Source organism: Cutibacterium sp. LaCa_286, from assembly GCF_057198075.1.
This window is the reverse complement of the sequence record NZ_CP191091.1, coordinates 1968907-1993175: the sequence shown is the minus strand read 5'-3', so window position 1 is coordinate 1993175 and position 24269 is coordinate 1968907. Positions and strand designations below refer to the sequence as shown.

Annotated in this window: 14 protein-coding genes, 4 tRNA genes and 1 pseudogene; 12 read left to right on the top strand and 7 right to left on the bottom strand. The window is 64.5% G+C overall.

Annotation, left to right across the window (positions count from 1 at the left end; genetic code table 11):
* Window positions 1-28 precede the first annotated feature (28 nt).
* A pseudogene (gene argG / locus ACP8JZ_RS08685) lies at window positions 29-1443 on the bottom strand (argininosuccinate synthase).
* A gap of 200 nt (window positions 1444-1643) precedes the next feature.
* A complete protein-coding gene (locus tag ACP8JZ_RS08680; protein WP_484482421.1) occupies window positions 1644-2645 on the bottom strand; it encodes an NAD(P)H-quinone oxidoreductase in 1002 nt (333 codons plus the stop codon).
* 92 nt (window positions 2646-2737) lie between these two features.
* On the opposite strand from ACP8JZ_RS08680, the gene ACP8JZ_RS08675 reads away from it, so the two are divergent.
* The 3 genes from ACP8JZ_RS08675 (at window position 2738) to galK (ending at window position 4976) form a co-directional block, all read left to right on the top strand.
* Window positions 2738-2820, top strand: a tRNA-Ser gene (locus ACP8JZ_RS08675).
* Between the two features lie 31 nt (window positions 2821-2851).
* A complete protein-coding gene (locus tag ACP8JZ_RS08670) occupies window positions 2852-3340 on the top strand; it encodes a hypothetical protein (protein ID WP_484482420.1) in 489 nt (162 codons plus the stop codon).
* Window positions 3341-3698: 358 nt separating this feature from the next.
* The gene (gene galK, locus ACP8JZ_RS08665) at window positions 3699-4976 is read left to right on the top strand and encodes a galactokinase (RefSeq protein WP_484482419.1); all 1278 of its coding nucleotides are present in this window, start codon (window positions 3699-3701) and stop codon (window positions 4974-4976) included.
* A gap of 101 nt (window positions 4977-5077) precedes the next feature.
* Here the strand turns inward: galK and ACP8JZ_RS08660 are convergent, their stop codons facing one another.
* Entirely contained in the window at window positions 5078-6439 is a 1362-nt protein-coding gene (locus ACP8JZ_RS08660) for an LCP family protein (protein ID WP_484482837.1), read from the bottom strand.
* An 875-nt stretch (window positions 6440-7314) separates the two neighbouring features.
* On the opposite strand from ACP8JZ_RS08660, the gene ACP8JZ_RS08655 reads away from it, so the two are divergent.
* From ACP8JZ_RS08655 to ACP8JZ_RS08645, 3 genes are all read left to right on the top strand, one after another.
* Window positions 7315-7405 (top strand) — tRNA-Ser (locus ACP8JZ_RS08655).
* Window positions 7406-7542: 137 nt separating this feature from the next.
* A tRNA-Arg gene (locus ACP8JZ_RS08650) sits at window positions 7543-7618 on the top strand.
* 155 nt (window positions 7619-7773) lie between these two features.
* Window positions 7774-8502, top strand: coding sequence for a glycerophosphodiester phosphodiesterase (locus ACP8JZ_RS08645; RefSeq protein WP_484482418.1), 729 nt, complete (start codon window positions 7774-7776; stop codon window positions 8500-8502).
* Between the two features lie 73 nt (window positions 8503-8575).
* On the opposite strand, the gene ACP8JZ_RS08640 is transcribed toward ACP8JZ_RS08645, so the two are convergent.
* Window positions 8576-10465 carry a potassium transporter Kup gene (locus tag ACP8JZ_RS08640; RefSeq protein WP_484482836.1) on the bottom strand — a complete coding sequence of 630 codons (1890 nt, stop codon included), beginning with the start codon at window positions 10463-10465 and terminating at the stop codon, window positions 8576-8578.
* A gap of 334 nt (window positions 10466-10799) precedes the next feature.
* On the opposite strand from ACP8JZ_RS08640, the gene ACP8JZ_RS08635 reads away from it, so the two are divergent.
* The gene (locus ACP8JZ_RS08635; protein WP_484482417.1) at window positions 10800-13223 is read left to right on the top strand and encodes a glycogen/starch/alpha-glucan phosphorylase; all 2424 of its coding nucleotides are present in this window, start codon (window positions 10800-10802) and stop codon (window positions 13221-13223) included.
* Between the two features lie 552 nt (window positions 13224-13775).
* Here the strand turns inward: ACP8JZ_RS08635 and ACP8JZ_RS08630 are convergent.
* Together ACP8JZ_RS08630 and upp are read right to left on the bottom strand one after the other, a co-directional pair.
* Window positions 13776-14705, bottom strand: coding sequence for an HTD2 family dehydratase (locus ACP8JZ_RS08630; protein WP_484482416.1), 930 nt, complete (start codon window positions 14703-14705; stop codon window positions 13776-13778).
* A 12-nt stretch (window positions 14706-14717) separates the two neighbouring features.
* Window positions 14718-15344, bottom strand: coding sequence for a uracil phosphoribosyltransferase (upp, locus tag ACP8JZ_RS08625; protein WP_081659007.1), 627 nt, complete (start codon window positions 15342-15344; stop codon window positions 14718-14720).
* 1134 nt (window positions 15345-16478) lie between these two features.
* Here upp and ACP8JZ_RS08620 point away from each other — a divergent pair.
* The 5 genes from ACP8JZ_RS08620 (at window position 16479) to ACP8JZ_RS08600 (ending at window position 22456) form a co-directional block, all read left to right on the top strand.
* Window positions 16479-17153 (top strand): tRNA adenosine deaminase-associated protein, encoded by a 675-nt coding sequence (locus tag ACP8JZ_RS08620; protein WP_410172453.1) that lies wholly within the window; start codon window positions 16479-16481, stop codon window positions 17151-17153.
* A 284-nt stretch (window positions 17154-17437) separates the two neighbouring features.
* Complete coding sequence (locus tag ACP8JZ_RS08615; protein ID WP_197691355.1) at window positions 17438-17887, top strand: nucleoside deaminase; 450 nt, start codon at window positions 17438-17440, stop codon at window positions 17885-17887.
* 1036 nt (window positions 17888-18923) lie between these two features.
* On the top strand, window positions 18924-20258 hold the full coding sequence (locus ACP8JZ_RS08610) for a lipopolysaccharide biosynthesis protein (protein WP_484482835.1): 1335 nt from the start codon (window positions 18924-18926) through the stop codon (window positions 20256-20258).
* 43 nt (window positions 20259-20301) lie between these two features.
* Window positions 20302-20389 (top strand) — tRNA-Ser (locus ACP8JZ_RS08605).
* Window positions 20390-20902: 513 nt separating this feature from the next.
* Window positions 20903-22456 (top strand): potassium/proton antiporter, encoded by a 1554-nt coding sequence (locus ACP8JZ_RS08600; protein WP_484482415.1) that lies wholly within the window; start codon window positions 20903-20905, stop codon window positions 22454-22456.
* Between the two features lie 138 nt (window positions 22457-22594).
* On the opposite strand, the gene ACP8JZ_RS08595 is transcribed toward ACP8JZ_RS08600, so the two are convergent.
* Window positions 22595-23902, bottom strand: a complete 1308-nt coding sequence (locus ACP8JZ_RS08595) for an ISL3 family transposase (RefSeq protein WP_484482414.1) — start codon at window positions 23900-23902, stop codon at window positions 22595-22597.
* Window positions 23903-24269 lie beyond the last annotated feature (367 nt).

Below are 24269 nucleotides of genomic sequence, written 5' to 3'. Positions count from 1 at the left end.
GCCGGGGAGCCCGAGGTCATGGTGAGGGTCAGTCGACCCCGAAGTCGATCGCGGCGTGGTCCAGGGAGCGCTGGGCGTCGTCGTCCTCATGGGAGGATGACGAGATGGCCTTGGCGCCTCCCTCGGCCAACGAACCCACCCAGTCGGCCTGGCCAGCCAGGCGTCCCTGGGAGGAGTACAGCTCGAGTTTCTCGCGAGTGTCGGCGATGTCGAGGTTGCGCATGGTGAGTTGGCCGATGCGGTCGGTCGGGCTGAACGCCGCCCCCTCGACACGCTCCATCGACAGCTTCTCGGCGTGGTAGGAGAAGCGCGGGCCCTGCGTCTTGAGGATCGAGTAGTCCCACCCGCGACGCAGCTTGAGGGTCACGGTGCCGGTGATGGCGCTGGCCACCCAGTGCTGCAGCGACTCGCGCACCATGAGGGCCTGCGGATCCAGCCAGCGACCGTCGTAGAGGATGCGTCCCAGCCGACGTCCCTCGTTGTGGTACGTCTCGATGGTCTCCTCGTTGTGGACCGCATTGACGAGCCGTTCGTAGGCGATGTACAGCAGCGCCATGCCGGGGGCCTCGTAGATGCCGCGCGACTTGGCCTCGATGATGCGGTTCTCGATCTGGTCGCTCATGCCCAGACCGTGCCGACCGCCGATCTCGTTGGCCTTGAGGACGAGGGTCACCTTGTCGTCGTACTCGACGCCGTTGATGGCCACCGGGACGCCCTGCTCGAAGGTCACCGAGACCTCCTCGGCGTCGATGGTGACGTCCGGGTCCCAGAACTTCACGCCCATGATGGGCTCGACGGACTCGATGGACACGTCGAGCGACTCGAGCGTCTTGGCCTCGTGGGTGGCACCCCAGATGTTGGCGTCGGTGGAGTACGCCTTCTCCTTGGAGTCGCGGTAGGGCAGGTTGTGCTCGGTGAGCCAGACGCTCATCTCGTCACGGCCACCGATCTCCTTGACGAATCCCTCGTCGAGCCAGGGCTTGTAGATGCGCAGCTGTGGGTTGGCGAGCAGGCCGTAGCGGTAGAACCGCTCGATGTCATTGCCCTTGTAGGTGGAGCCGTCCCCCCAGATGGAGACGTCGTCCTTGGCCATGGCGCGCACCAGCAGGGTGCCGGTGACCGCGCGACCGATCGGGTGGTGTTGAAGTACGGGCGGCCGGCCGAGCGCACGTTGAAGGCGCCGCAGGCCAGGGCGCTGAGGCCCTCCTCGACGAGGGCTGCGCGGCAGTCGACCAGCCGCGAGATCTCCGCGCCGTAGTCGAGGGCGCGACCGGGAACCGACTCGATGTCGTCCTCGTCGTACTGGCCGATGTTGGCGGTGTAGGTGCACGGGATCGCTCCCTTGGATCGCATCCACGCCACCGCTACCGAGGTGTCGAGGCCTCCGGAGAATGCGAGGCCGATCTTTTCGCCGGATGGAAGTTCATTGAGTACCTTGGACACGCCATGATGCTAACGCATATCTATGCAGAGTTGCAAATGAATATGCGGTCGAGATGCGTTGGGGGACTCGCGGAGTGGCCAGAGAGTTGTCAGCCGGAGGCAGGGATCAGTGGCCACTGGGCAGGTCCGACCGCCACGTACGATGACGGTGCCCTCCTCATGACTCCGGTAAGACGCATCGGGCTGCTTGGTATGCCTCGTCACAGCGTGAGGGCGATCTTGCCCAGCACCTCCCCGGACTCCAGTCGCCGGTGGGCGTCCGCGGCGTCCGGCAGGGCGAAGGTCTCCACCGGGGCTGGCTTGATCTGACCGCTGGCATACATCGGCCAGGCCTGCTCCTCGACCAACCGGCAGATACGTGCCTTGTCGGCCAGGTCACGGAATCGCAGGCTTGTCGCAGTGACTGTGGCGCGCTTGCCCAGCACCTTGTCAATGCGCAGTTCACCCTTGACGCCACCCTGCATGCCGATGATGACGAGTCGTCCGTCCATGGCCAGGGAGTCCACGTTGGCGCCCAGGTACTTCGCCCCCATGATGTCGAGGATGACGTCCACCCCCGCACCGTCGGTGGCCTCCTTGACGGCCGCCACCCAGTCCTCGTGGTAGTCGATGGCGACGTCTGCCCCCAGCTCGCGGCAGAAGTCACGCTTCTCCTGGGTGCCGGCGGTGACGATGACCCGACAGCCGCGGGCCTTGGCGTACTGGATGGCGAACTGGCCGATGCCGCCGGCCCCGCCGTGGACGAGGATCGTCTCGCCCTCATGCAGGTGCACGTGATCCATGTTCGAGATGACGGTGGCTGCCACCTCCACCAGGGTTGACGCCACGGCCGGTTCGACACCGTCGGGCATGTGCAGCAGCTGGCCGGCTGGCACGATGACCTGCTCGGCGTACCCGCCTCCGGCCAGCAGGGCGACGACCTCGTCACCCATCTGCCAACCGTCGACATCGTCGCCCAGGGCGTCGATGGTGCCGCACACCTCCAGCCCCATGGTCTCGCTCACGCCGGGTGGGGGCGGGTAGAGGCCCTGCCGCTGCAGCAGATCGGCTCGGTTCATGCCGACGGCCTTCACGGCCACCCGCACCTCGCCGGATGCCGGGGTGGGGGTGGGAACCTGCGTCCACTCCATGTTCTCCGGGCCGGGACGGTGTCGACCCTTGGCGTCGGTCGTGTCTGTCGGTCGCACAGTGATCGCGTACATGTCTGCCAGCCTGCCACAGTCTCGGCGCGGCAGAAGTGTCGTTGCGTCGATTCACCGCTATGATGAACCCATCCTCCATTGTGTGGAGGTGTGGCGAGATCGCATAGTGGACGAGTGCAGCCGCCTTGAAAGCGGCCGAGGGCAACCTCCGTGGGTTCGAATCCCACTCTCGCCGCGAGGCTCTCCATGAGACGGGAGTGGTTGTCATGGCCGAGGCGATAACGGTGCAGACGTTGCCGGACGGGACGATTCGGCACGTCCTCAGGCCCGAACCCCCAATCGGTGCCTTCGTGATCAGCGGGGTCGTCACCCTCATTGGTGCATTCCTGCTGGTGTTCTCCCTGGTCACCCACTGGTCGACGGGATGGATCGTCCTCTCGGCCATTCTGCTCGGGCTGGGACTGCTCATGATCGTCGGGTCGATCTGGTCTGCTCGGCGTATGCGGCTACTCGTTGATCTCAACGACGAGGGCTACCGCATTCACGGGGCTGGGCAGGACAGATCGGGCACCTGGGTGTCGGTGACGAAGGCTGCCATGACCCCGAACCGTTCTCGACTCACGCTCTATCACGGCCAGGTGGGCCGCACGCATATCGTGCGTCCCGGGGAGGGCGACCCGGCCGAGATGGACTCCCTGGCAGCCGATGTTGCCAGACACATCGATCGGTCCCACCACCTGGGCCAAGGCCGGTAGGTCGTCTCCGGCGTGCCGTTGTCCTGGCAAGGCGCGTGCCCAGCCGAGACAGGGTCCACGAGCCACGGGTTCGGGGAGCGCGAAACACGCTGGTGTCGACCGCGCTGCCCTTGTCCTCATCATGAGACCCCTCAGGTCAGGGGCATGTTGCCCTCAGACTGTCGGTTCTTCCGACCATCAGCCCTCGGAAATCGGCAGGCGTGCCCTTCCTGCGTGGGGACTCCAGCTGCCCCGGGAATCCGGTAGCGATGCAGCAATCCGGTTGCTCGAGTCGGCAGTGCAGGGAACGGTGCCTGCGGATTCACCGGATCGGTAAGCTCGGGACGTGCATTGAAAAACTTCTACCCGTGGAGTCACCGTGGACCATCGGAGCATCGAGTCGGACGACGCCGAGACCCCCACTCAGCAGACAGCACACGCCCAGCAGAGGAGTACCGGGTTACCGAATACCGAGACGGCATGGAGTCGTGGGCAGGGAGCCCGCAAGGCTGCCGACCTGTTCACCGAGCAGTACGCAACCGTCCCGCACGGCGTGTGGGCCAGTCCAGGACGGGTCAACCTCATCGGGGAACACACCGACTACAACGGTGGTCTCTGTCTGCCCATCGCCCTGCCACATGCCACCTATGCTGCGATGAGCCGCCGGGACGACGATGTCGTCCGTATCTGTTCCCGAGTGCACGGGGAGGTCGTCACCTGGCAGGGGACGCTCGAGGAGATCCTGCGGCGCAAGGTCAAGGGGTGGACCGCCTACACCGCCGGTGTGGTGTGGGGATTCCACGACGCCGGGTACCAGTGCACCGGTTTCGACGTGGCCCTGGAGAGTTGCGTACCGCTCGGAGCCGGGCTGTCGTCGTCGGCGGCCGTGGAGTGTGCCGTCGCCCTGGGGCTGGACGAGCTCGACGGGTTCGGGTTGGCAGCCGATGACCGGGGACGCGCAGAACTGGTGGACATCGCGGTGGCCACCGAGAACACCGTCGTCGGCGCACCCACTGGCGGCCTGGACCAAGCGGCATCACTGCGCACCCAGGAGGGAAGGGCGCTGCTGCTGGACTGCCTGGACACCTCCACCCGTCAGGTGCCGTTCGATCTGGCCGCTTCCGGGTTGCAGCTGCTCGTCATCGACACCCGGGCCAAGCACTCCCTCAACGATGGCCAGTACGCTGCCCGACGTGCCTCCTGTGAGCAGGCGGCGGCATTGCTGGGCGTCGACACCTTGCGGCAGATCGACGATCTCGGCGCGGCCATCGCCATGATGCCGGATGCCACCACGGCAGCCCGAGTTCGCCACGTCGTCACCGAGATCCAGCGGGTGCAGGACTTCTTGGCCCTCATGGATGCTGGCCGGGTGCTCGATGTGGGTCCGCTCATGAACGAGTCCCACGAGTCACTGCGCGACGACTACGAGGTGAGCTGTGCCGAACTGGACGTGGCCGTCGCAGCGGCGCGCTCGGCCGGGGCGCTGGGCGCGCGTATGACGGGCGGCGGGTTCGGAGGCAGTGCCATCGCCCTGGTACGTGAGGTTGACGGTGCAGCCGTGCAGGACGCCGTTCGCGCCCAGTACCGCGAACACGGTTTCACCGCTCCGAAGATCCACGGTGTGACGCCGGGCCGGTCGGGGGCGCGGGTGAGCTGAGGCTGTTCGGGACGCAGCGCTGGGGCCGGTCGGGGTGCGGGTCGCTGGAGCCAGTCGGGTGAGCTGGTCGGTCGGGGCATGACTCGTTGAAGCTCGATGATTCAGCGATTCTGCTCGTCAATGGGATGGAATCCGCACACATCCGTCAATGAGCTCTCGGTGTCCTTCGGGGTGGGGGAGGCGCTGGTGGGAGCTGAGGTGCCCCTGGCCGCCTTTCCCTCGGCGGCGTGGCTCCCCTGCTTCGGGGCGGCCTTTTTGCTCTTCGTGGCTGATGGGCGCGCCGATTTCCCGGTCACCGGTTTGTTGGCGTTGGACGAGTCCGAGGCCCGCGCAATGGTCTCGGCCACCTGTTCGCGCATTATGGGATAGTTCGGGTCCCAGGGCTGGAAGCCATTCTTGCCGTTGACGAAGAGCAGCCGGTTGAGGTTGGCGTCCTGCATGCGCATCGCCAGGTCGACGAAGGCCGGGAGCATGCCCTGGGGAATGTCGGAGACGACCATGTCGCCGGAGGCGTCGGCAATGGCCTCGAAACGAGTGAGGACGGTCTCGGGATTCGTCTGGTCGAGCACGGCCTTCATGAGGCACGACTGGCGTCCCATCCGGTCGTAGTCGCTGGACTCGGAACGGCTGCGGGCGTACCACATGGCGTTGTACCCGTTGAGGTGCTGTTCCGGGCCGACCTCGAGGTATCCCGTCGGGGGCTTGCCCTCGGAGTTTCCGGCGATGGGTAGGCGTTGGTTGATGTTCACCGTCACTCCGCCGAGGGAGTCGATGAGTTTCTGCAGACCGTCGATGTCGATCATGAGGAAGTAGTCGATGCTCAACCCCAGACCTTCACCCACGGCCATCTTCAATGCGTCCGCGCCGGGATACTTGGTGTTCTCGATGGCGTCGGGATGTTCAGCCTCGACCGTTGACCAGATGGCATTGGCGAAGGACTTCGAGTCGTCGCCGTGACCCGTGGTGAAACCGTCTGGGTAGATGGTGTGAAGCTTGGAGTTCTCTGGAAACGGCATCGCCGCGGTGTTGCGGGGAATCTGGATGATCGTTCCATTGCCGGTGCGGGTGTCGATGGACGCGACCATGATGGTGTCGGTGTTCATCTCACCCCGGTCACGGTAATGACGCTGCTTGGTGTCATCGGCACCGACCAGCAGGACGTTCACCCGCGGTTTCGAGGCCCAGATGTCCTTCACACTGCGATGTGTGTCGATGTCCGGACGGGTGGCCGACGGGGCGTCCCCGAAGATGCGGTTGAGCAGGGCGTAGTCGTCATAGGCGTATCGGGAGGCCACGGCCATCGGCCCGGAGATCATGAGAGTGAGTGCTGCGACGACGATCGAGCTGATCCAGCGCTGGGCCCGGGTGATGCCGCGCGGACGCAGATCCAGGTGGGTGAGGATGAGCACCACGGTGAGCACCACCGCCATGATGGGCAGGGCCCAGACGATCGCGAGCAGCATCCCTGGGCGTACGGCGATCGCGGCAGCATTGGTCGGTTTGACCCACAGCGTGATCCCAGCTGCAAAAGCTGCCACGAGGGCCACCGCGGTGAGGGTCATGCCGAAGGCCCGGCGTCGGGGCCGGGAGCTGCGGGACAGTCCCAGGCCGGGGATGATCGCTGCCAGCAGCGTCCACAGGATGGACCGTCGGAACTGCACGTCACGTTTGTGAGCACGCTGCCAGGATGCGTCTGCATGAGTTGGTGCATGCCCGGAGGATGGTGTGGCGGAGCGACTGGTGGCTGCAGCTCGGCGACATCGGCCAGCGCTTGTCCCAGTGGCACCGGCCCGGTTCCTGGAGTGAGACCCGGAGGAGCTGCTGCCGTGGTGCTGGGCACGACCATCACGCGGCGTACGAGCGTCGCGACTGCCATCGAAGCGGCCGTGACTGCCGGGCATTCCGTGTGCCGGTGCTCGGTTGGAGCGAGGACGATTCAGTGCCCGGGTGACCTCGTCGAACTCGGGGTCCTGGTCCTGGGCGTGGGAGGCCACGTAGTCGGCACGACTGGGTCTGTGGGCGGCTGAGTCCTCAGGGCTCTCCCGATAGCGCCGAGGCATGCGCAACTCGTCGTAGAAGTCCGTGACGTCGAGATCTGGTGCGGCGCGACGAGGTCTGGTGGGTCGCCTGTCGAAGCCGTCGTCTGCCATCGTGCCTTCCCCGGTGCCGTGAAGTGCGTCTCCGTGCGGGTCACTTCTCACCTGACCCTGGAGTCGTCTCTGCGTCGTGGCGTGTCCCAGACGGTCCGCGCCACGTGGAATCGTCCCCATGCTACATGGTGAACAAAACATGCTTTGAGTCCGCGCCGGGAAACCGATATGCTGGCCGGGCACCTTTTGGAGGCGTCGCCTAGTCAGGTCTATGGCGCCCGCCTGCTAAGCGGGTTTGGGATTTATCTCCCATCGCGGGTTCAAATCCCGCCGCCTCCGCGTGGTGCGATGGCCCGGACCGCTCGGTCCGGGCCATCGCATGTCATCGGCACGGCAGATGCACGGTAACTCAGCTGCCACGTCGGTTTTGCATTGCTGGCTGGATGTTGTAAAGTACATCGAGTGCCAAGGCACAAGCGCCCGTAGCTTAACGGATAGAGCATCTGACTACGGATCAGAAGGTTGGGGGTTCGAATCCCTCCGGGCGCGCCAGACAAGTTTCTCTGACGCTGTTGCCGGTTGTCCTCCGTAATCATCCACGGACATGTCATTCACATAACTCTGTTCCCTGATCTGGGACACAGTTGCCAGGAGATGTCGGCACACCCGCCGTTCATGGGCCGAGCCCTCAGTGGCATCATCGAGTCATGACGGCAGTTTGGGCACATCGGGGCGCCAGCGGACGGCTCCCGGAGAACACCATGTCCGCATTCCTTGCAGCCTTGGTCAGTGGGGCGGACGCCATCGAGCTGGACGTTCACCTCACCCGTGACGGGCGCGTCGTCGTCTGCCACGACGAGACGATCGACCGCACCAGCAACGGCCACGGCAGGATCGTCGATCAGTCACTGCAGCAGCTGCGTGCCTATTCGTTCGCCTCCGGAAAACCCGGCTGGGGGTACGAACCCATCCCCGAGCTGGACGACGTCCTCGCCCTGAGCTGCCGCTGCGACGCCATCGTCAACATCGAACTGAAGAACTCCCTCATCCGGTACCCGGACCTGGAGCAGAAGGTCGTCGACGCGGTGCGGCGCCACCACATGGCGGATCGGGTGGTGCTGTCGAGCTTCAACCATCGCAGCCTCGTCCTGCTGGCTGACCTGGCCCCCGACATCCGGCGCGGGATGCTCTACGAGGACGATCTCGTCGATCCGTGGAGCTATGCCGCCACCCTCAAGGTGCAGGCAGTGCATCCGCGCCACCAGCTGTTGAGCGGGCGTGACGACGTCCCGACCTTCCACGAGCACGGGCTGGGAGTGCGGGCCTGGACGGTGAACACCGAGCAGGCCCGCGAGGCCGCTCAACTCGGGGTTGACGCCGTCATCACGAATTATCCCGCCGAGGTGGCCGTCGCCGTGGCCTCCGGCGGGCGGTAGAACCCGATCGCGTTCAGTGGTGGATGAGGGCGCTGCCGGACGACAATGCGTTCGGCCAGTCGTACTGGCCTCCTCAGATCTCCACGACCTCCCCCAGGACCACCGAGCGCACCCGTGGGGTACGGAACACCTTGGTGCGATCGGCCTGGTTGCGATTCATCGTGACGTAGAGCATCTTGCGCCACCCGACCATCTTGTTGGTTGCGGCAACGGAGTCCGGATCGGTCGGGTCGCCACGCTTGACGTCGGCCACCGACAGGAAGTACACCGCCTTGGTGATGTCGAGTCCATTGAGATCGGGGAGCCTGTCGTAGGCCAGGGCGAGCGCCTTGGGCACGTCCTGGGAGTCGGCGAAGCCCACATGACACTCCACGTACGAGATGCCGTCGGCCGGATCACCCAGGTCGGTGACGGCGACCCGTTGCTTGTGGCGGATGTGCGGCACGTTCTCGTTGACGATCGACAGGATGACGTTGTGCTCGTGCAGCACATGGTTGAAACGCGTGTTGTTGCGCATGGCCAACGGTGTCGTCACCCGGTCGGGGTGAGGGTAGACGGCCAGCCCGGGTACCCGTGGCGGGTTCTCCTTGCGCACCCAGTCCAGGAAGTCCTCCAGCGGCCCCTCGGCGAGCGCACGCTGCCCGTAGACCATCCGAGTACCGCGACGCCATGTTGTCATGACGACGATGGTGATGGCGCTGATGACCAGCGGGATCCAGCCGCCCGAGGCAATCTTGAGCAGGTTGGCCGAGAAGATCGTCGCCTCGACGGAGTAGATGATCACACCCAGCAGGGCGACCGACCACTTGGGCCAGCGCCAGGCACACCGTGCCCAGGTGAGGAACAGTGTCGTCGTGAGCATCTCGGTGCCCGTGACGGCCAGGCCATAGGCAGTGGCCAGCCGCGCCGAGGACTTGAAGATGGCGATGAGCACCAGGACCCCGCAGTAGAGGATCCAGTTGATCTCGGGAATGTAGATCTGGCCGCCCTCCTCCTTGGAGGTGTGCTTGACCGAGAGCCTCGGCAGCAGACCCATGCGAGAGGCCTGGTAGCTCAGCGAGAAGGTACCGGAGATGACGGCCTGGGCGGCGATGATCGTGGCCATGGTGGCGAGGAGCACCAGCGGTACCCGTCCCCAGCTCGGAGCCAGACGAAAGAACGGGTTGTCGATCCAGTCCGGGTGCATGAGCAGCATGGCCCCTTGCCCGTAGTAGTCCAGCAGCAGGGCCGGGCCCACCAGACAGAACCACGACAGGCGGATGGGTTTGGCCCCGACGTGCCCCATGTCGGCGTACAACGCCTCGGTACCGGTGATCGTCAGCACGACGGCGCCCATGGAGATGAACGCCATCCACGGCCGGTCGATCCAGAACAGGGCGGCATAGTGCGGTGACAGGGCCTTGAGGATCTGCGGGTTGCGTACGATCCACGGGACGCCCAGACAGGCCAGGGTGAGGAACCAGATCGTCATGATCGGCCCGAAGGCACGTCCGATACGTGCCGTGCCCTTGCGCTGGATGGCGAAGAGTACGGTGAGGATGAGGATTGCCGCTGGCAGGACGATCTGGTTGGCGGCGGGGTTGATGACCGACAGACCCTCGATGGCGCTCATCACGGAGATGGCCGGGGTGATCATCGAGTCGCCGTAGAACAGCGAGGCCCCGATGAGGCCGAGCAGCAGAGCCATCCGCCGGATCTTCTTGCGGTCCTTGAGGGTGTGGCGAATGAGCGCCATGAGCGCCAGGATGCCGCCCTCGCCCTCGTTGTCGGCCCGCATGACAAAGGTGAGGTACTTGATGCAGACGATGAGCACCAACGTCCAGGTGATCATGGAGATGACACCGAGGATGCTGCGGGAATCCGGGGGGATGGTGTTGTGCTCCAAGGCGAAGACGGTCTGAACCGAGTACAGCGGCGATGTGCCGATGTCGCCGAAGACGATCCCCAGAGCTGCCAGTGCCAGCCCGAAAAGACGTCCCTTGCCTTGTGGGGAATGGGTCTGCGGGGTTGGTCCCTGCTGGGTGGGGGTGTGCTGGACGGGATCCGGCGACTGCTGTGGTGTCGACGGATCTGCCTTGGATGCAGCCACAATTTCGCTCTCACGTTTGTCGTGCACCAGACAAGTATGAGGCCCAACCCAGTCAGTGAAAAATCTGGGAGTGTCACCCACCGGGGATTCAGGGTGAGGTGAAGCTCTGTTTGCCAAGAATTCGACCAGTGGTTGCGGTCATGTTCTGGTTTGAGTGGAACCGACGCATTAGGGTGACGGTGATCATCAGTCCGGAGGAAGGGAACACATGTCTCAGGACTTCGCCGCCGAGGTGGCCGCCCACGTGCGGGCCGGCTCTGGCCGTCCCGTCAATGCATCCACCCTCATGGAGGTGTGGCAGGGGCTGTCACGAAGCGTCATCGACCGGGTGGCCGACGACTGGAACCACACCACGGCCACCTACAAGGCCGGACGCATGGAGCACTACCTGTCCGCCGAGTTCCTCATGGGACGAGCCCTGCTCAACAACCTCTCCAACCTGGGTATCGAGGACGACGCACGAGCTGCCCTGGCCGCCCACGGACTCAACCTCACCGACGTGCTGGAGCAGGAGCCCGATGCCGCCCTGGGCAATGGGGGGCTGGGACGTCTGGCCGCCTGTTTCCTCGACTCGTGCGCCACCCTCGACCTTCCCGTCGATGGTTACGGCATCCTCTACCGCTACGGGCTGTTCCGTCAGGTTTTCTCCGACGGCTTCCAGATCGAGGAGCCAGACTCCTGGATGGAGGACGAGTACCCATTCATCATTCGCCGTGAGGAGGCCAGGCGGGTCGTCCACTACGCCGACCTCGACGTCTTCGCCGTGCCCTACGACATGCCGGTGACCGGTTACGGCACCTCCAACGTCAACACCCTGCGGCTGTGGAAGGCCGAGCCGATCCACGAGTTCGACTACGACGCCTTCAACTCCCAGCGCTTCACCGACGCCATCGTCGATCGGGAACGCACCATGGACATCTCCCGGGTGCTCTACCCCAACGACACCACCTACGAGGGCAAGGTGTTGCGAGTGCGGCAGCAGTACTTCTTCTGCTCGGCCACCCTGCAGGAGCTCATCGACAACTACGTCGAGCACCACGGGGCCAACCTCAACGGGTTCGCCGACTTCAACGCCATCCAGCTCAACGACACCCACCCGGTGCTGGCCATCCCCGAGCTCATGCGGCTGCTCATGGACGAGCACGGCCTGGGCTGGGATGCCGCCTGGGCCGTCGTCACCCGGACCTTCGCCTACACCAACCACACGGTGCTCGCCGAGGCCCTGGAGACCTGGGAGATGTCGATCTTCGAGCAGCTCTTCCCGCGCATCGCCGAGATCGTGCGTGAGATCGATCGCCGGTTCCGCGAGGACATGGCCAGCCGTGGCGTCGACCCCGAGACGGCCAACTACATGGCCCCGGTGGCCGACGAGCGAGTGCGCATGGCGTGGATCGCCTGCTACGCGTCGTACTCGATCAACGGTGTGGCCGCCCTGCACACCGAGATCATCAAGGCCGACACCCTCAAACCCTGGCACGAGCTGTGGCCGGGGAAGTTCAACAACAAGACCAACGGTGTCACCCCACGCCGCTGGCTCAAGCAGTGCAACCCGCGGCTGGCCGATCTTCTCGACGACGTCACCGACTCCGACGAGTGGGTGCGCGACCTCACCGTGCTCGCCCTGCACACCGACTCGGTTCCCGAGAGCGTCTACGAGCGTCTGACCGAGATCAAACGAGCCAACAAGGTGGACTTCGCCACCTGGGTGGCGCGGCGCGAGGGCGTGGAGGTTGATCCCGAGGCCATCTTCGACGTCCAGATCAAGCGGCTGCACGAGTACAAACGCCAGCTGCTCAACGCCCTGTACATCCTCGACCTCTACTTCCGACTCAAGGAGAATCCGGACCTGGAGACCCCCAAGCGCGTCTTCATCTTCGGCGCCAAGGCCGCTCCCGGGTATGTGCGGGCCAAGGCCGTCATCAAACTCATCAATGCCGTCGCCAACCTCGTCAACAATGACGAGGAGGTCAACTCGCGCGTCAAGGTGGTCTTCGTCCACAACTACAACGTGTCCCCGGCCGAGCACATCATCCCGGCCGCTGACGTCTCCGAACAGATCTCGATGGCCGGCAAGGAGGCCTCGGGCACCTCGAACATGAAGTTCATGATGAACGGGGCGCTCACCCTGGGCACCTTGGACGGGGCCAATGTGGAGATCCTGGACGCCGTGGGTGAGGACAACGCCTACATCTTCGGTGCCACCAAGGACGAGCTGCCCAGCCTTCGGGAGAACTACGACCCCACCTGGTACTACCAGAACGTGCCGGGGCTGGCGCGGGTGCTCGATGCCCTGGTCGACGGCACCTTGGACGACAACGGGTCGGGGTGGTTCGCCGACCTGCGCCGTTCCCTCCTGGACGGCGGCAACCAGGCCGACACCTACTACGTCCTGGGCGACTTCGAGTCGTACCGCACCACCAAGGATGGCATGGCAGCCGACTACGAGGACGAGAAGAGCTGGGCCCGCAAGGCGTGGGTGAACATCACGAGATCGGGTCGGTTCTCCTCGGATCGCACCATCCAGGACTACGCCGACAACGTCTGGAAGGTCTCTGCCACCCCCATCCGGGTGGGGTCAACATGTGTATTTCGAGGCGAGCGCCGCTCAACGCTCTCGCACCCATCCAGGTGAGGTGAGCGGCTCTTCATCCCGATGATCATCGGTGGGGCCATCCTCGCCTCCGCTCGGGTGAGGTGAGCGGGACAGCAGCAGGGGAGAAGGTGAACCGGATGGGCCACCCTCCACCAGGGTGGGAGTGAGTGGTCAGTCCTTGCCGTCGTTGTCGTGGCATCGCCGACCACCCCCCACCAGGGTGGGAGCGGGTGAACAGCGTCATTGCCCCGCTGCCATTTCCGGCTGTTGCACCCGGATGGGACAGGCAGGTCTGGGGCGCTGCCGTGGTCTGACTTTTTTCGGTCCGGCCCCGGCTGAGCTTGGCCTCAGCTCCAGGTGGCTTGTTCTCTGGTCGAAGGAATGGTTGATGCCCCCCGACGGCTGAGCTTGGTTTCGGCTCCTGTGCGGCTTGCTCCTGCTCTGTGCTGGGGGTCTGGGTGCCTGTCTGGCCCGGCGCTGGGGCTGGTGAACGGAGCACAAGGTGACCTCATTCTCGTCGGCCCGGTCCCGGGGCTGAGGAGCGCGGGCGGGACTGGGCGTACAGGACGGTTTACCGATCCTGGCCCCGGCTCAGCTGTCCGGGCGGCCTCCGGCGGCAACCTCCATCACGGCCGTGACAACCCCGTCAGGTCTGCGAATCTGATGGGGCTCGACCGTCATGACGGCAGGAGCAGTTGCTGGAGCCGTGAGCCGGTAGCTGAATGTCACGTCGGCAAGGTTTGCCGGGTCCACGCCGGAAAATGCCTGCTCGGCCATCCAGAGGGCCTGCAACGGGCCGTGGATGACGAGCCCGTCGTGACCGGCCTGTGCGCAGAACCGTCGGTCCCAGTGGATCCGGTACGGGTTTGCGGTGAGAGCCGAGAAGGTGACCAAGGTGAGCTCGTCCACGTCGATGCGGTGCGCTCCCGGGGCTTGGAAGGTGGGTTCGATGAGGTGGGCCGAAGTGGGCTGATCAGACGGTGCAGGATTCGGTGCGGCACCCGATCCCGTGGGTGAAGGCCGATCCGCTGGTGCAGAATTCGGCGCAGCGTCAGATCCCATGGGCAAGGGCCGAGCCGAGGTGGCGTGAGTGGGCACCATCATGGGGGAGCTGTGGGGCGCGCAGCCCATGAAGACGTGGTCGGTCTCGTCAATCAGAACCGTGCGCCCCGCCTGACGCCACGTCGTCGTCAGGGTGACGAACCGCAGCGGACCATGCCTCCCCTGTTTCGCGACGGATCTGGTGAGCTCGGTGGTGCGGGTCGTCTCGAGGCCCAGGCGTAGTGGGGTGATCGTGTGCACCCGGCCACCGGCGAACATCCGCGTCACTCCCGGCGGTGGTGTGAGCGGGGAATCGCGCACCTGACCGCGATCATCCAAGGCCTTCGGATCGACGGGGTCGTTGAGCACACACCAGTGCCAGCATGGCGGCACGACGGCCTCGGGCCGTTTCACCCCCAGGAAGGCTGCCAGTCCGGTGAGGTCGTCACCTCGAAGAACACCACTGCGCTGTGATGACACGGTGCTGAGCCGTCACTCGGCCAGGCCGTAGAGCCGATCCCCGGCGTCCCCCAGACCAGGGACGATGTAGCCCTTCTCATTGAGTTTCTCATCCACCCCGGCGACGACCAGGGTGCACTGCATGCCAAGATCCTTCACCAGGCCGCGGAACCGCTCAATGCCCTCCGGGGCGGCCAGGATGCACAGGCATACGACGTGCTTGGCCCCACGCTTGGCGAGGAACTGCACGGCACCGCCCAACGAGCCTCCAGTGGCGAGCATGGGGTCGAGCACGAAGCACTGCCGTCCGGAGAGGTCTGATGGCAGACGCTCTGCATAGGTCATCGGCTGCAGGGTCTCCTCGTCGCGAGCCATGCCCACGAAACCGACCTCGGCGCTCGGGATGAGGCGCAGCATGCCCTCGAGCATGCCCAGACCGGCCCGCAGGATCGGCACGACGAGCGGCTTCGGGCTGGCCAGCTCCACGCCTCGGGCCTGGGTGACGGGAGTCGTCACCGTACACGGGACGACGTCCACCTCGCGAGTGGCCTCATAGGCCAGCAGGGTCACAAGCTCCTCGACGAGCTGGCGAAACACCGGGCTGGTGGTGTCCTGCGATCGCAGCAGGGTGAGTTTGTGAGAAACCAAGGGATGATCCATGACACGCAATTCCACGGCCACAGTGTCGCACATCTGGCCATGACGTGGGGCGGGTCGGTACGGCAGGGGTGTGTCGGGAGATGCCTGGGGAGGGCATTCGGCGTGGGATGAAGCGGGAGGTGAAGCGGCGTGGGGGACCAGCGTGAGATGTTCGGCGTGGGGTGACGAAAAATGTCACCCCACGGGGTGTGGTGTCACTGGTCTGTCTCCTGACCGCTGGTGGTGACGAAAATCGTCACCACATGAGGACACCTGCCACTCGCCTGCCGGAGGACGTCAGGGCACGACGAAAATGCCACTTCACAGGGTGTGGTGTCGCTGATCTGCCTCCTGACACTGGGAGTGACGAAAATTGTCACTTGGTGAGAGCGCGTGCCATTCGATTGCCAGAGTGCGTCGTGGCACGACGAAAATGTCACGCCAAAAAGCTGGCTGTTGGTTGCCAGAGGTGTTGCAACTGGCTGTGCTACAGACACGGGGATGCACTTGCGCACCAGCTGGTTGGTACCCTGCATCGGTCGGCAGGGGCGGATCATCTGGATGATGAAAAATGCCGTGCAGAGATACTGGACATCATTTTTCTGCGCTGGGATGTGGCCAAGCGACAAAAATTGTCATGCGACGGGGTGGTGGGCCCGAGCTTTGCGTCGATGAAGTGAGTGGTGTCGAAAATCGTCAGGTCGTGAGTCCCCTCAGGACGAGCGTCTGGTTGGGCAGGTCTCCGCACCCCATCCGGCAGGGGGTCTGTCCCGCAGAGCTCTCACAGGGCGAGCGTCCAGCCGAGCGAGTCTCCATATTCCCATCCAGCAGGGGGCAGTCCTGCGCGAGCGCCGCGTCATTGGCGAGGAGATCCGCATCCTACCTGGCAGGGGTCCCACCCGGCAGGGTCAATCGCGCAGGGCTCCCATAGGGCAACGTTCAGTCGAGCAGGTCTGTCTGCCCCCTCCCACCCGGTAGGGGGGCTTCCGCGTAGGACGAACGTTCAGCCGAGCAGGTCTGCCGGGTGCCAGCGAGCATCCCTGCCCGGGCACCAGCTGGTTGGCAGATGAAAACCTGGACAATTTTGGAGTCGGGGCTGTGAACTGACTCGAAACTCTGACACGATACAGATATCCGTGTTTCGAGGAGGTCATCGTGGGTACCGATCGTGATGATGAATTCACCGACGATGAGGACTTTGCCGCATCCGACGATGTTTCTGTTGACGACGCCAGCGATGACGACGTGGACGATCTCACCGATTCCGAGGAGCTGGATCTTGCCGACGACGATGACTTCGACGACGGTGACGATGACTACTACTCCGATGATGACTACGACGATCTTGAGGATGCCTCCGATGACGAGATCGATTTCGTCGTCGCCCTGTATGCCGATGACGGTGAGCGGACGTCGGCGCCACTGGACCTCCAGCTCGCCAATGACCTCGACGAACTCATCATGCAGCTGCGACGGCTCCCCGGTGATGCTGGGGCAGTCGCCATGGTGTCCATCGACCACCAGTTCTTCGTGATCGTGCGGGTGCGGGGGCGCAATGTTCAGGTCTTCCTGTCCGACGGCGTCGAGGCCAATGACTGGCCCATCGCGCGTGACGTTGCAGATTTCCTCGGCGAGGACATCCCCGATGTCGATGACGACGCCAACCCCATGGGCGACTTCGACCTGCTCTCCGACGTGGGTTTGAGCGAGTTTGACCTGGAAGCCATCGCGGATCTGGACGAGGATTCCGATGAGCAGCTGAGCATCGTGGCCCGGCGGATCAACTTTGGCCCAATCTTTCAACGTGCCGTTGAGAATTCTGGGCGCTGAGTGCTTCGAAGGTGCCGGAAGTTCCGACAATTCTGCACTGAGAAGTGATGGAGCCAATGGGCCACGAAAACGACTCAGTTTCTCCAGCTGATTGCGCTGATCAGGCAATACGTGGTGGGGGCGACACCGTGGTGAATGGCAAGGACCGGTACGTGCTCCAAGGCAGTCATCTTGGCATGAACTCGGATCATCCGCATGACGGTTCGAGACGTACCAGCAGCGGCTTGGCCGGGACACAGCTGGGTCAGCCTGGTTCGGGCCCCATGAGTCTGTGGCAAGAAGCCATGAGCCATGCTGTGGACCAAGCTCGGGCAGCTGCTGACTGGGGGGACGTGCCAATTGGCGCCGTACTGCTCGACCCGAACGGACGAGTCCTAGCTGCTGGCGCCAACGAGCGAGAACTCACCGGCGATCCCACCGCTCACGCCGAGGTGGTGACGATCCGGCGCGGTGTCGAGGCCCTGCAGGCCCGCGACGAGGATGACGGGTGGCACTTGGACGATTGCACCCTCGTGGTCACTCTCGAACCGTGCACGATGTGTGCTGGCGCCATCGTCGCTGCTCGGATTGGGACATTGGTGTTCGGCGCCTTCGACCCCAAGGCCGGGGCGGTGAGCTCATTGTGGGACGTCGTGCGCGACCCTCGTCTCAATCATCGAGTACGCGTGGTCTCGCAGGTGTGTGACCAGGAGTGCGCGGGGCTGCTCACCGAATTCTTCATGACGAGGCGCTGAGGCTGGAGGAGCAATTCGCAGGACGTGCTCGGCACTCGGGCATCCGGCATGTCAAAAATTGTCACCTCGGCGGGCGGCAAGACATTTCAGTGCTGGTGAGTGGCGATCACTGACGATTCTCTGACGGGGTGTCGGGAAGCGCTGAGAATTGCCCCTGCCCCGCTGGCAGGCGTTTCTGCAAGCAAGCGTGGTGCCCACCCTCGCTGGCGGGTGTCTCGGCAGGCCAACGTGGGGCCCACACTACGTGCGCAGTGTGTCCACATGCCCCACACTGGCTGCGCTGCTGCCTACGTGCGAAGTGGTTATTGCTTATGTGTGTCTACGTGCTGGGTGTGTCCATGTGCAAGGTGTTCCTGCGTTGTCGTGACGCTCGCTCGGCTTGGCGTGACGATTTTCGTCGGTTGGCTGAGGTGCGGTGCAGGACAGTGACTCGACCTGGTCTGGCTCGACAGTTTTCACTACCCAGCTGCGCCCCTGCCGTTACAGTTTCGGTGGTTTATCCGAGCCTGCTGCAGCCCCGGTGGTTCACTTGAGCATGCCCAAGTGCTGAAAGCTCTTTCCCAATGGCCATCCCGACTGCTCTGATGAGGGGGCATACACACGCCGGAGAGGGCTCCCTCTACTGTCAACAGGCATTCGGGTGCCCCGCGGGCATGCCCATGCGCAGGGAAGGGACTCCAGGTTCCGCGAAGGCACAGATCCGAGGGCACCGATCTATTGCGGTCGGCACCCCGCGCGGACGACTCACCGAATGCTCTGAGGTCGCCGCAGCGTTCGAGCACTGGGGGGAGAGAGAGTCGAGGGGTCATCAACGGCGACCTGGGCGACTTGTGCAGCAGCGAACAGTGCCCCCGTCTCGGCCTCTAAAGCGCTGTACCGACGTGCTGTGTCAATTTTTGTCAGGCGGGCAGGGTGCGCGTGCGAGAAGTGACGCCTGGGTTCTCGACTCGGTATTTTTCGTCACGGCGAGTACCGTGGTCGGGTGAATTCTTCGTCGGAGACGACGCCTGCGTCCGAGGAGCCGGACGAGGCGTCCATGACAGCACCAAGCAGTGGGAAGAAATCTGGTTTCAAGGCCTTCCTGGGTCGCCACGAGTTCCTCAGCTCGGTGCTCAAGGTGATCAGTGGCACGGGAGTCGCCCAGCTGGTGGCGATCGTCGCCGTCCTCATCGTCACCCACAAGGTCGACCCGGTGGACTGGGGCATCTACTCCGCTGTCTACGCCACGGCAGGATTCGTCATCCCGGTGGCCGCACTGCGCTACGACATGGCCATCGTGCTGCCCAGGGACGACGGCGAGGCACGTGCCATCTTCAATCTGGCCACCCGGATCAATGTCATCGTCTCGTTGTTGGCGACCATCATCATGGTTCCGCTGGGCGGTTACCTCGCCGGGCTGCTCGACGCCCCCGCCGGGACCCGCTGGTGGATGCTGGCAGTTGGTGGATTCATCTTCACCTACTGCCAGTACAACATCGCCAATTTCTGGGCCAACCGACGCAAGCAGTTCGGGGTCATCGGCACCAATGCCGTGTGGAAGCAGACCGTGGCAGGTGCAGGACGTATCGGCAGCGCATTCGCCGGGCTGGGAGCCGGTGGGCAGATCGTCGCAGTGATCCTCGGCCAGATGGCCGGACTCAACAACTTCCGACGCCGCCTCGGTAAGGACGTCGTCGAGGTGAAGGCGGCTGACATCCCGACCAGGACGCTCATGAAGCGTTACCGCAAGATGCCGCTGCTCACCGCGCCCAATGCCATCGTTGACGCCATTCGTCTGCAAGGTATCCCGTGGTCGATGGGTATCCACTACTCGGGGGCTGCCATGGGACTGTTCACCATGGCCTGGCAGCTCATGCAGGTGCCCGCGGCGGTGATCAATCAGGCGATGTCGCAGGTGTTCTACCAGAAATTGTCGGTGACGGATGCCGGACACATGTTCTCCATGGTGCGCAGGTCCATCGTGCGGTCGTTCCTGGTGGGAATCATCCCGTTCGGTCTGCTGTATCTGCTCGTACCACCGATCCTGCCGTTGCTCATGGGCGCGTCCTATCGTCCGGTGGCGGATCTGGCGGTGGCCCTGGTGCCGTGGTTGTTCCTCAACTTCGTCACCTCGCCGGTGAGCAACCTGTTCATCGTCACTCGCAACAACGGCATTGCGCTCATCTTTGCCATCATCTATGCCGTCATCCCGCTCACCTACCTGTCGCGAGCACACGGGGCGATCATTCACACGGTCTCCATGATGTCGTGGATGCAGACCGGGCTGTTGGTCTGCTACATCGTGCTGGCCTTGGTCGTGGCGTGGAACTTCGACCGCAAGCACGCCAACGATCTGCAGCCCACCGCTGAGTCTGACGACTCGGCAAAGTGACTGATTTGCCAACAACGGGTGACGTTCCGCTAAAATAACCAGCGGTGACGTGTCTGAGCGGCCGAAAGTGCCCGCCTCGAAAGCGGGTGTAGCGAGAGCTACCGAGGGTTCAAATCCCTCCGTCACCGCCAGATGGCCCCGGAGCCCTGAGAGATCAGGACTCCGGGGCTTTGTTGTCGTCGGGGGCCCTGCACGGATCCGGAATTTGTCGTCCGGTGACCTTGCTCGGAACTCCCACCGCGGCGACGGTCTTCTGGCAAGCATGTGTGCAGCGAGCCTCCGCAGCTCCACACATCGATGGGCATGCATGTGGGGACGGGCACGAGGTGCCGAGACGCAGGTCACACATGTGGGTCCACGACATGTGAGCATTCCGGGGGAATCACGGACGGCTGCTTGCCTCGGCAACATCCCAGGTGGCGATCACTGTGTCCTAGGACCGGTGGAGATCTGTGCCTGCTCAGCGGTTCCAGGTTCCCCGTGCCTGTCCAGCTGCTCCAGTTTCCCCGTGTCAGTGATTGGATTGCTGGCGCAGACGTTCCACGTGACGGTTCCATGCCCGCTCGCTCGAGTCGTGAGCACCTCATGGCGAAATCAGCTTCTGCGACTCGTGCCCGAGGTGCGGGATGGGGGACAATTCCCTCATGACCGTGTTCGACCTTGCCCTGCTGCTCGCCGCGGTCATCATTCTGTTCGCTGCCCTGGCGGTCCGGATCGGAAGTCGTCTCGGGCTGCCGGCGCTGCTGCTCTTCCTGCTCATCGGCATGGTGCTGGGGCCAGCAGGGTTCGGAGTGCAGTTCAACGATCCGGAGCTTGCTCGTGGCCTGGGGCTGGCCGCGTTGGCGCTCATCCTGGCCGAGGGTGGGCTCTCGGCCAGGTGGCACGAGATCAGGCCAGCCCTGGCCCCGGCCGGGCTCCTGGCCACGGTTGGCTCGGCAGCCTCCATCGGGGTCATGGCAGTGTTCTGCCACTGTGCCTTCTCCATCGACTGGACGGTTGCCGCTCTGTTGGGCGCCGTGACCGCCCCCACCGATTCGGCCGCCGTCTTCTCGATCCTGCGTGGGGTGTCGCTTCCCTCCCGTCTGAAGTCGATCCTGGAGGCCGAGTCGGGACTCAACGATGCCCCGACGGTGCTCGTCGTCGTCGCATTGTCGGCCATGGCAACCGGCGACCCTCTCCCCGGAGGAGTCTGGGGGCTCATCGTCTCGATCGTCGTCCAACTGGCGGCGGGTGTTCTCGTGGGTCTGCTCGTCGGATGGCTCGGGGCGCATGTCACTCGTCGCGTGAAACTTCCCTCGTCAGGCCTGTACGGAGTGGTGGCGATGTGTTGGGCGTCGCTCGCCTACGGGCTGGCGGTGTTGGCACACGTCTCGGGGTTCGCAGCCGTCTACGTCGCTGCCGTCGTCATCGGCAACTCCGATCTGCCCTACCAACATGCCACCGAGTTGTTCGCCGAAGGTGTGGGGTGGATCTGCCAGATCGGCCTGTTCGTCATGCTGGGGCTGCTGGCCAACCCGGACCGGCTGACCTGGGTGCCGGTGCTGCAGGGAGTGATCATCGGCCTGTTCCTCACCCTCGTGGCACGTCCGCTGGCGGTGTTCGTGAGCACGGTCTGGTTCCGTACTCCGTGGCGGCACCAGGTGTTCCTGTCGTGGGCCGGTCTTCGTGGTGCGGTTCCGATCATCCTGGCGACGATTCCCATCTCGGACGACCTCTTCGGTGCCGACCGCATCTTCGACGCAGTACTGGTGCTCGTCGTCGTGTGCGTCCTTGCCCAGGGGCCGACCCTGCCGACGGTGGGGGCACTGCTCGGACTGGTCGACGCCTCGGCCGTCAAGGACATCGACATCGAGGTGGCGCCGCTGGGAGATGTCGACGCCGAACTCATCCAGGTCAACGTGCCGATCGGGTCGCAGCTGTCTGGAACCACGGTTGGTGAGTTGCAGCTGCCGGCCAACACCATCGTCTCACTCATCATTCGGGGTGAGCAGTCCTTCGCTCCTGGGACGGACACGTGTCTTCTCGCCAACGACGAGCTGCTCATCGTCACCCCGTCGGCACAGCGCCATGCGGTCGCCGAACAACTCACGGAGATTGGCCACGACGGCCGGTCCGCTCGGTGCCTCAGGGGGTCGGGTGATCAGGGCAGTCAAACCCCACGTGATTCAGGGCACTGGGGGCAGGCAGACCAGAGCTGACAGACCGAGGCTGAAGGATTCGGGGCTGACAGACCGGGGCGGATCGCTCAACAGGGGGAACGGCCCAGCGCCCGTACCAACTGTGTGCCATTGATCCCCTCGGTGCGCACTGCTGGGGTTTCGCGGATTACTGGCTCTTCAGGATCCAAGGTGTAGTCGGGGTCTGAATCCTCCGGTCTCCAGGAGGCTTCGGAGTCGGTAGTGGACCTCGTTGCGGAAGCCCAGGGCGATGCCGCGGAGGTGTTCGAGTCTGCCGTTGATGGCCTCACTAGGCCCGTTCGAGGTCCCGGGGTGGTCGAAGTAGGCCAGAATGTCGGCGGCTCTCTTCTTGAGAGTGTGGCCCAGGGTGACCACTTCGGGCAGGGCCTTCGGGGCTTTGGTGGCGATCGCGTCGATGAGGTGGGCCATGATCTCCCGTCCCTCGGCACGGTTCTCGGCGCGGTAGGCGGCCACGATCTCCTGGTAGACCGCCCAGGTGACCTGGACCGGGGCGTGGGCGTCGGCGGCGAACACCTGTTCCAGGCGTGCGGCCTGACGGTCGGTGAGCAGGTCCCGGCCCGTGTGCAGAGTCAGCCTGACCCCGTAGAGGGGGTCGCCCGCCCGGCCCCGGTGGCCCGTGGTGTCCTGCTGGACCCGGGTGCGGGCCTGGTCCAAGCCGTCGCCGGCGAGCTGGACCACGTGAAAGGGGTCCATGACCTCGACCGCGGCCGGGAGTTCTTCGGCGGCTGCGGTCTTGAAGCCGGTGAACCCGTCCATCGCCACGATCTGGATGCGGTCGCGCCAGGCCTGGTCGCGGCCGGCCAGCCAGGTCTTGAACACCTTCTTGGAACGTCCCGCCACCATGTCGAGCAGCCGGGAGGCCCCGGTGCCGTCGCGAAGCGGTGTCAGGTCGATGATCACGGTGACGTACTTGTCACCACGGCTGGTGTGGCGCCACACGTGCTCGTCGACCCCGATGACCTCCACGCCCTCGAAGCGGTGCGGGTCGTCGATGAGCCGGCGGGTGCCCTCGGCCAGCACCGCATCGTTGGCGGTGGTCCAGTCCACCCCCAGACCAGCGGCGATACGGGAGACCGGAAGGTGATCGAGCACCAGGCCCTCCAGCGCCCAGGCCAGCCCGCCCCGCGACAGTTTCGCCCTCGCCTCGGCGGCCTGGTCAGTGTTCTGGCGCCACACGTGTCCGCAGCCGGTGCACCGGTACCGGCGTACCCGTATCTGAAGGATCGTGGGCCGGTGGCCCATCGGGGTATGGGCCAGGCGCCTGACCACCGTGTCACGTGGGATCCCCTGGCATCCGCACCGGTGGCACCAGTCGTCAGTCTCGACGACCCGGCAGGCCAGGACCGTCTCCTCGTCACTGATCAGCTGGCCGGTGACCTCCAGGCCGAGTTCGTCCAGACGGGCGAATGTGGTCAGGTCGGGGGCGCCGAAGGTAGCGTGGTTCATGGAGGACCTTGCGATTCACGAGGACGGGACTTAAGACACTCCGATCCTCGCGCAGGGTCCTCCCCCACGCACCCCGGCCTCACAGGCCAACTACAGCAGACTCTCACACAGTCAAGTCACAACTACACCCTGGATCCTGAAGAGCCGGATTACTTCTCGACTCCGCACTGTTCGGGTTTTGCGGATCGTTCCTTGGCTCTGTACTCCTGGGGTCTCGTGGGCCGCCCTTCGGCTGCGCGTTGTTCGGGGTCTTGCGGGTCACCTCTGAGCTCCGCATTTCTCGGTGTCTCGCGGACCACCCCTCAGCTCCCCGCTGCTCGGGTCTCACGGACCGCTCCCCGGGGCTTTCACCGCGAAAGCCCTCCGG

Bases quoted from the DNA above. Each gene is read 5' to 3' on its own strand.
- ACP8JZ_RS08680 (WP_484482421.1), bottom strand. From the start codon at position 2,645: ATGTACGCGATCACTGTGCGACCGACAGACACGACCGACGCCAAGGGT.
- ACP8JZ_RS08670 (WP_484482420.1), top strand. From the start codon at position 2,852: ATGGCCGAGGCGATAACGGTGCAGACGTTGCCGGACGGGACGATTCGG.
- ACP8JZ_RS08660 (WP_484482837.1), bottom strand. From the start codon at position 6,439: ATGCTGCTCGCGATCGTCTGGGCCCTGCCCATCATGGCGGTGGTGCTC.
- ACP8JZ_RS08645 (WP_484482418.1), top strand. From the start codon at position 7,774: ATGACGGCAGTTTGGGCACATCGGGGCGCCAGCGGACGGCTCCCGGAG.
- ACP8JZ_RS08635 (WP_484482417.1), top strand. From the start codon at position 10,800: ATGTCTCAGGACTTCGCCGCCGAGGTGGCCGCCCACGTGCGGGCCGGC.
- upp (WP_081659007.1), bottom strand. From the start codon at position 15,344: ATGGATCATCCCTTGGTTTCTCACAAACTCACCCTGCTGCGATCGCAG.
- ACP8JZ_RS08615 (WP_197691355.1), top strand. From the start codon at position 17,438: ATGAGCCATGCTGTGGACCAAGCTCGGGCAGCTGCTGACTGGGGGGAC.
- ACP8JZ_RS08610 (WP_484482835.1), top strand. From the start codon at position 18,924: ATGACAGCACCAAGCAGTGGGAAGAAATCTGGTTTCAAGGCCTTCCTG.
- ACP8JZ_RS08600 (WP_484482415.1), top strand. From the start codon at position 20,903: ATGACCGTGTTCGACCTTGCCCTGCTGCTCGCCGCGGTCATCATTCTG.
- ACP8JZ_RS08595 (WP_484482414.1), bottom strand. From the start codon at position 23,902: ATGAACCACGCTACCTTCGGCGCCCCCGACCTGACCACATTCGCCCGT.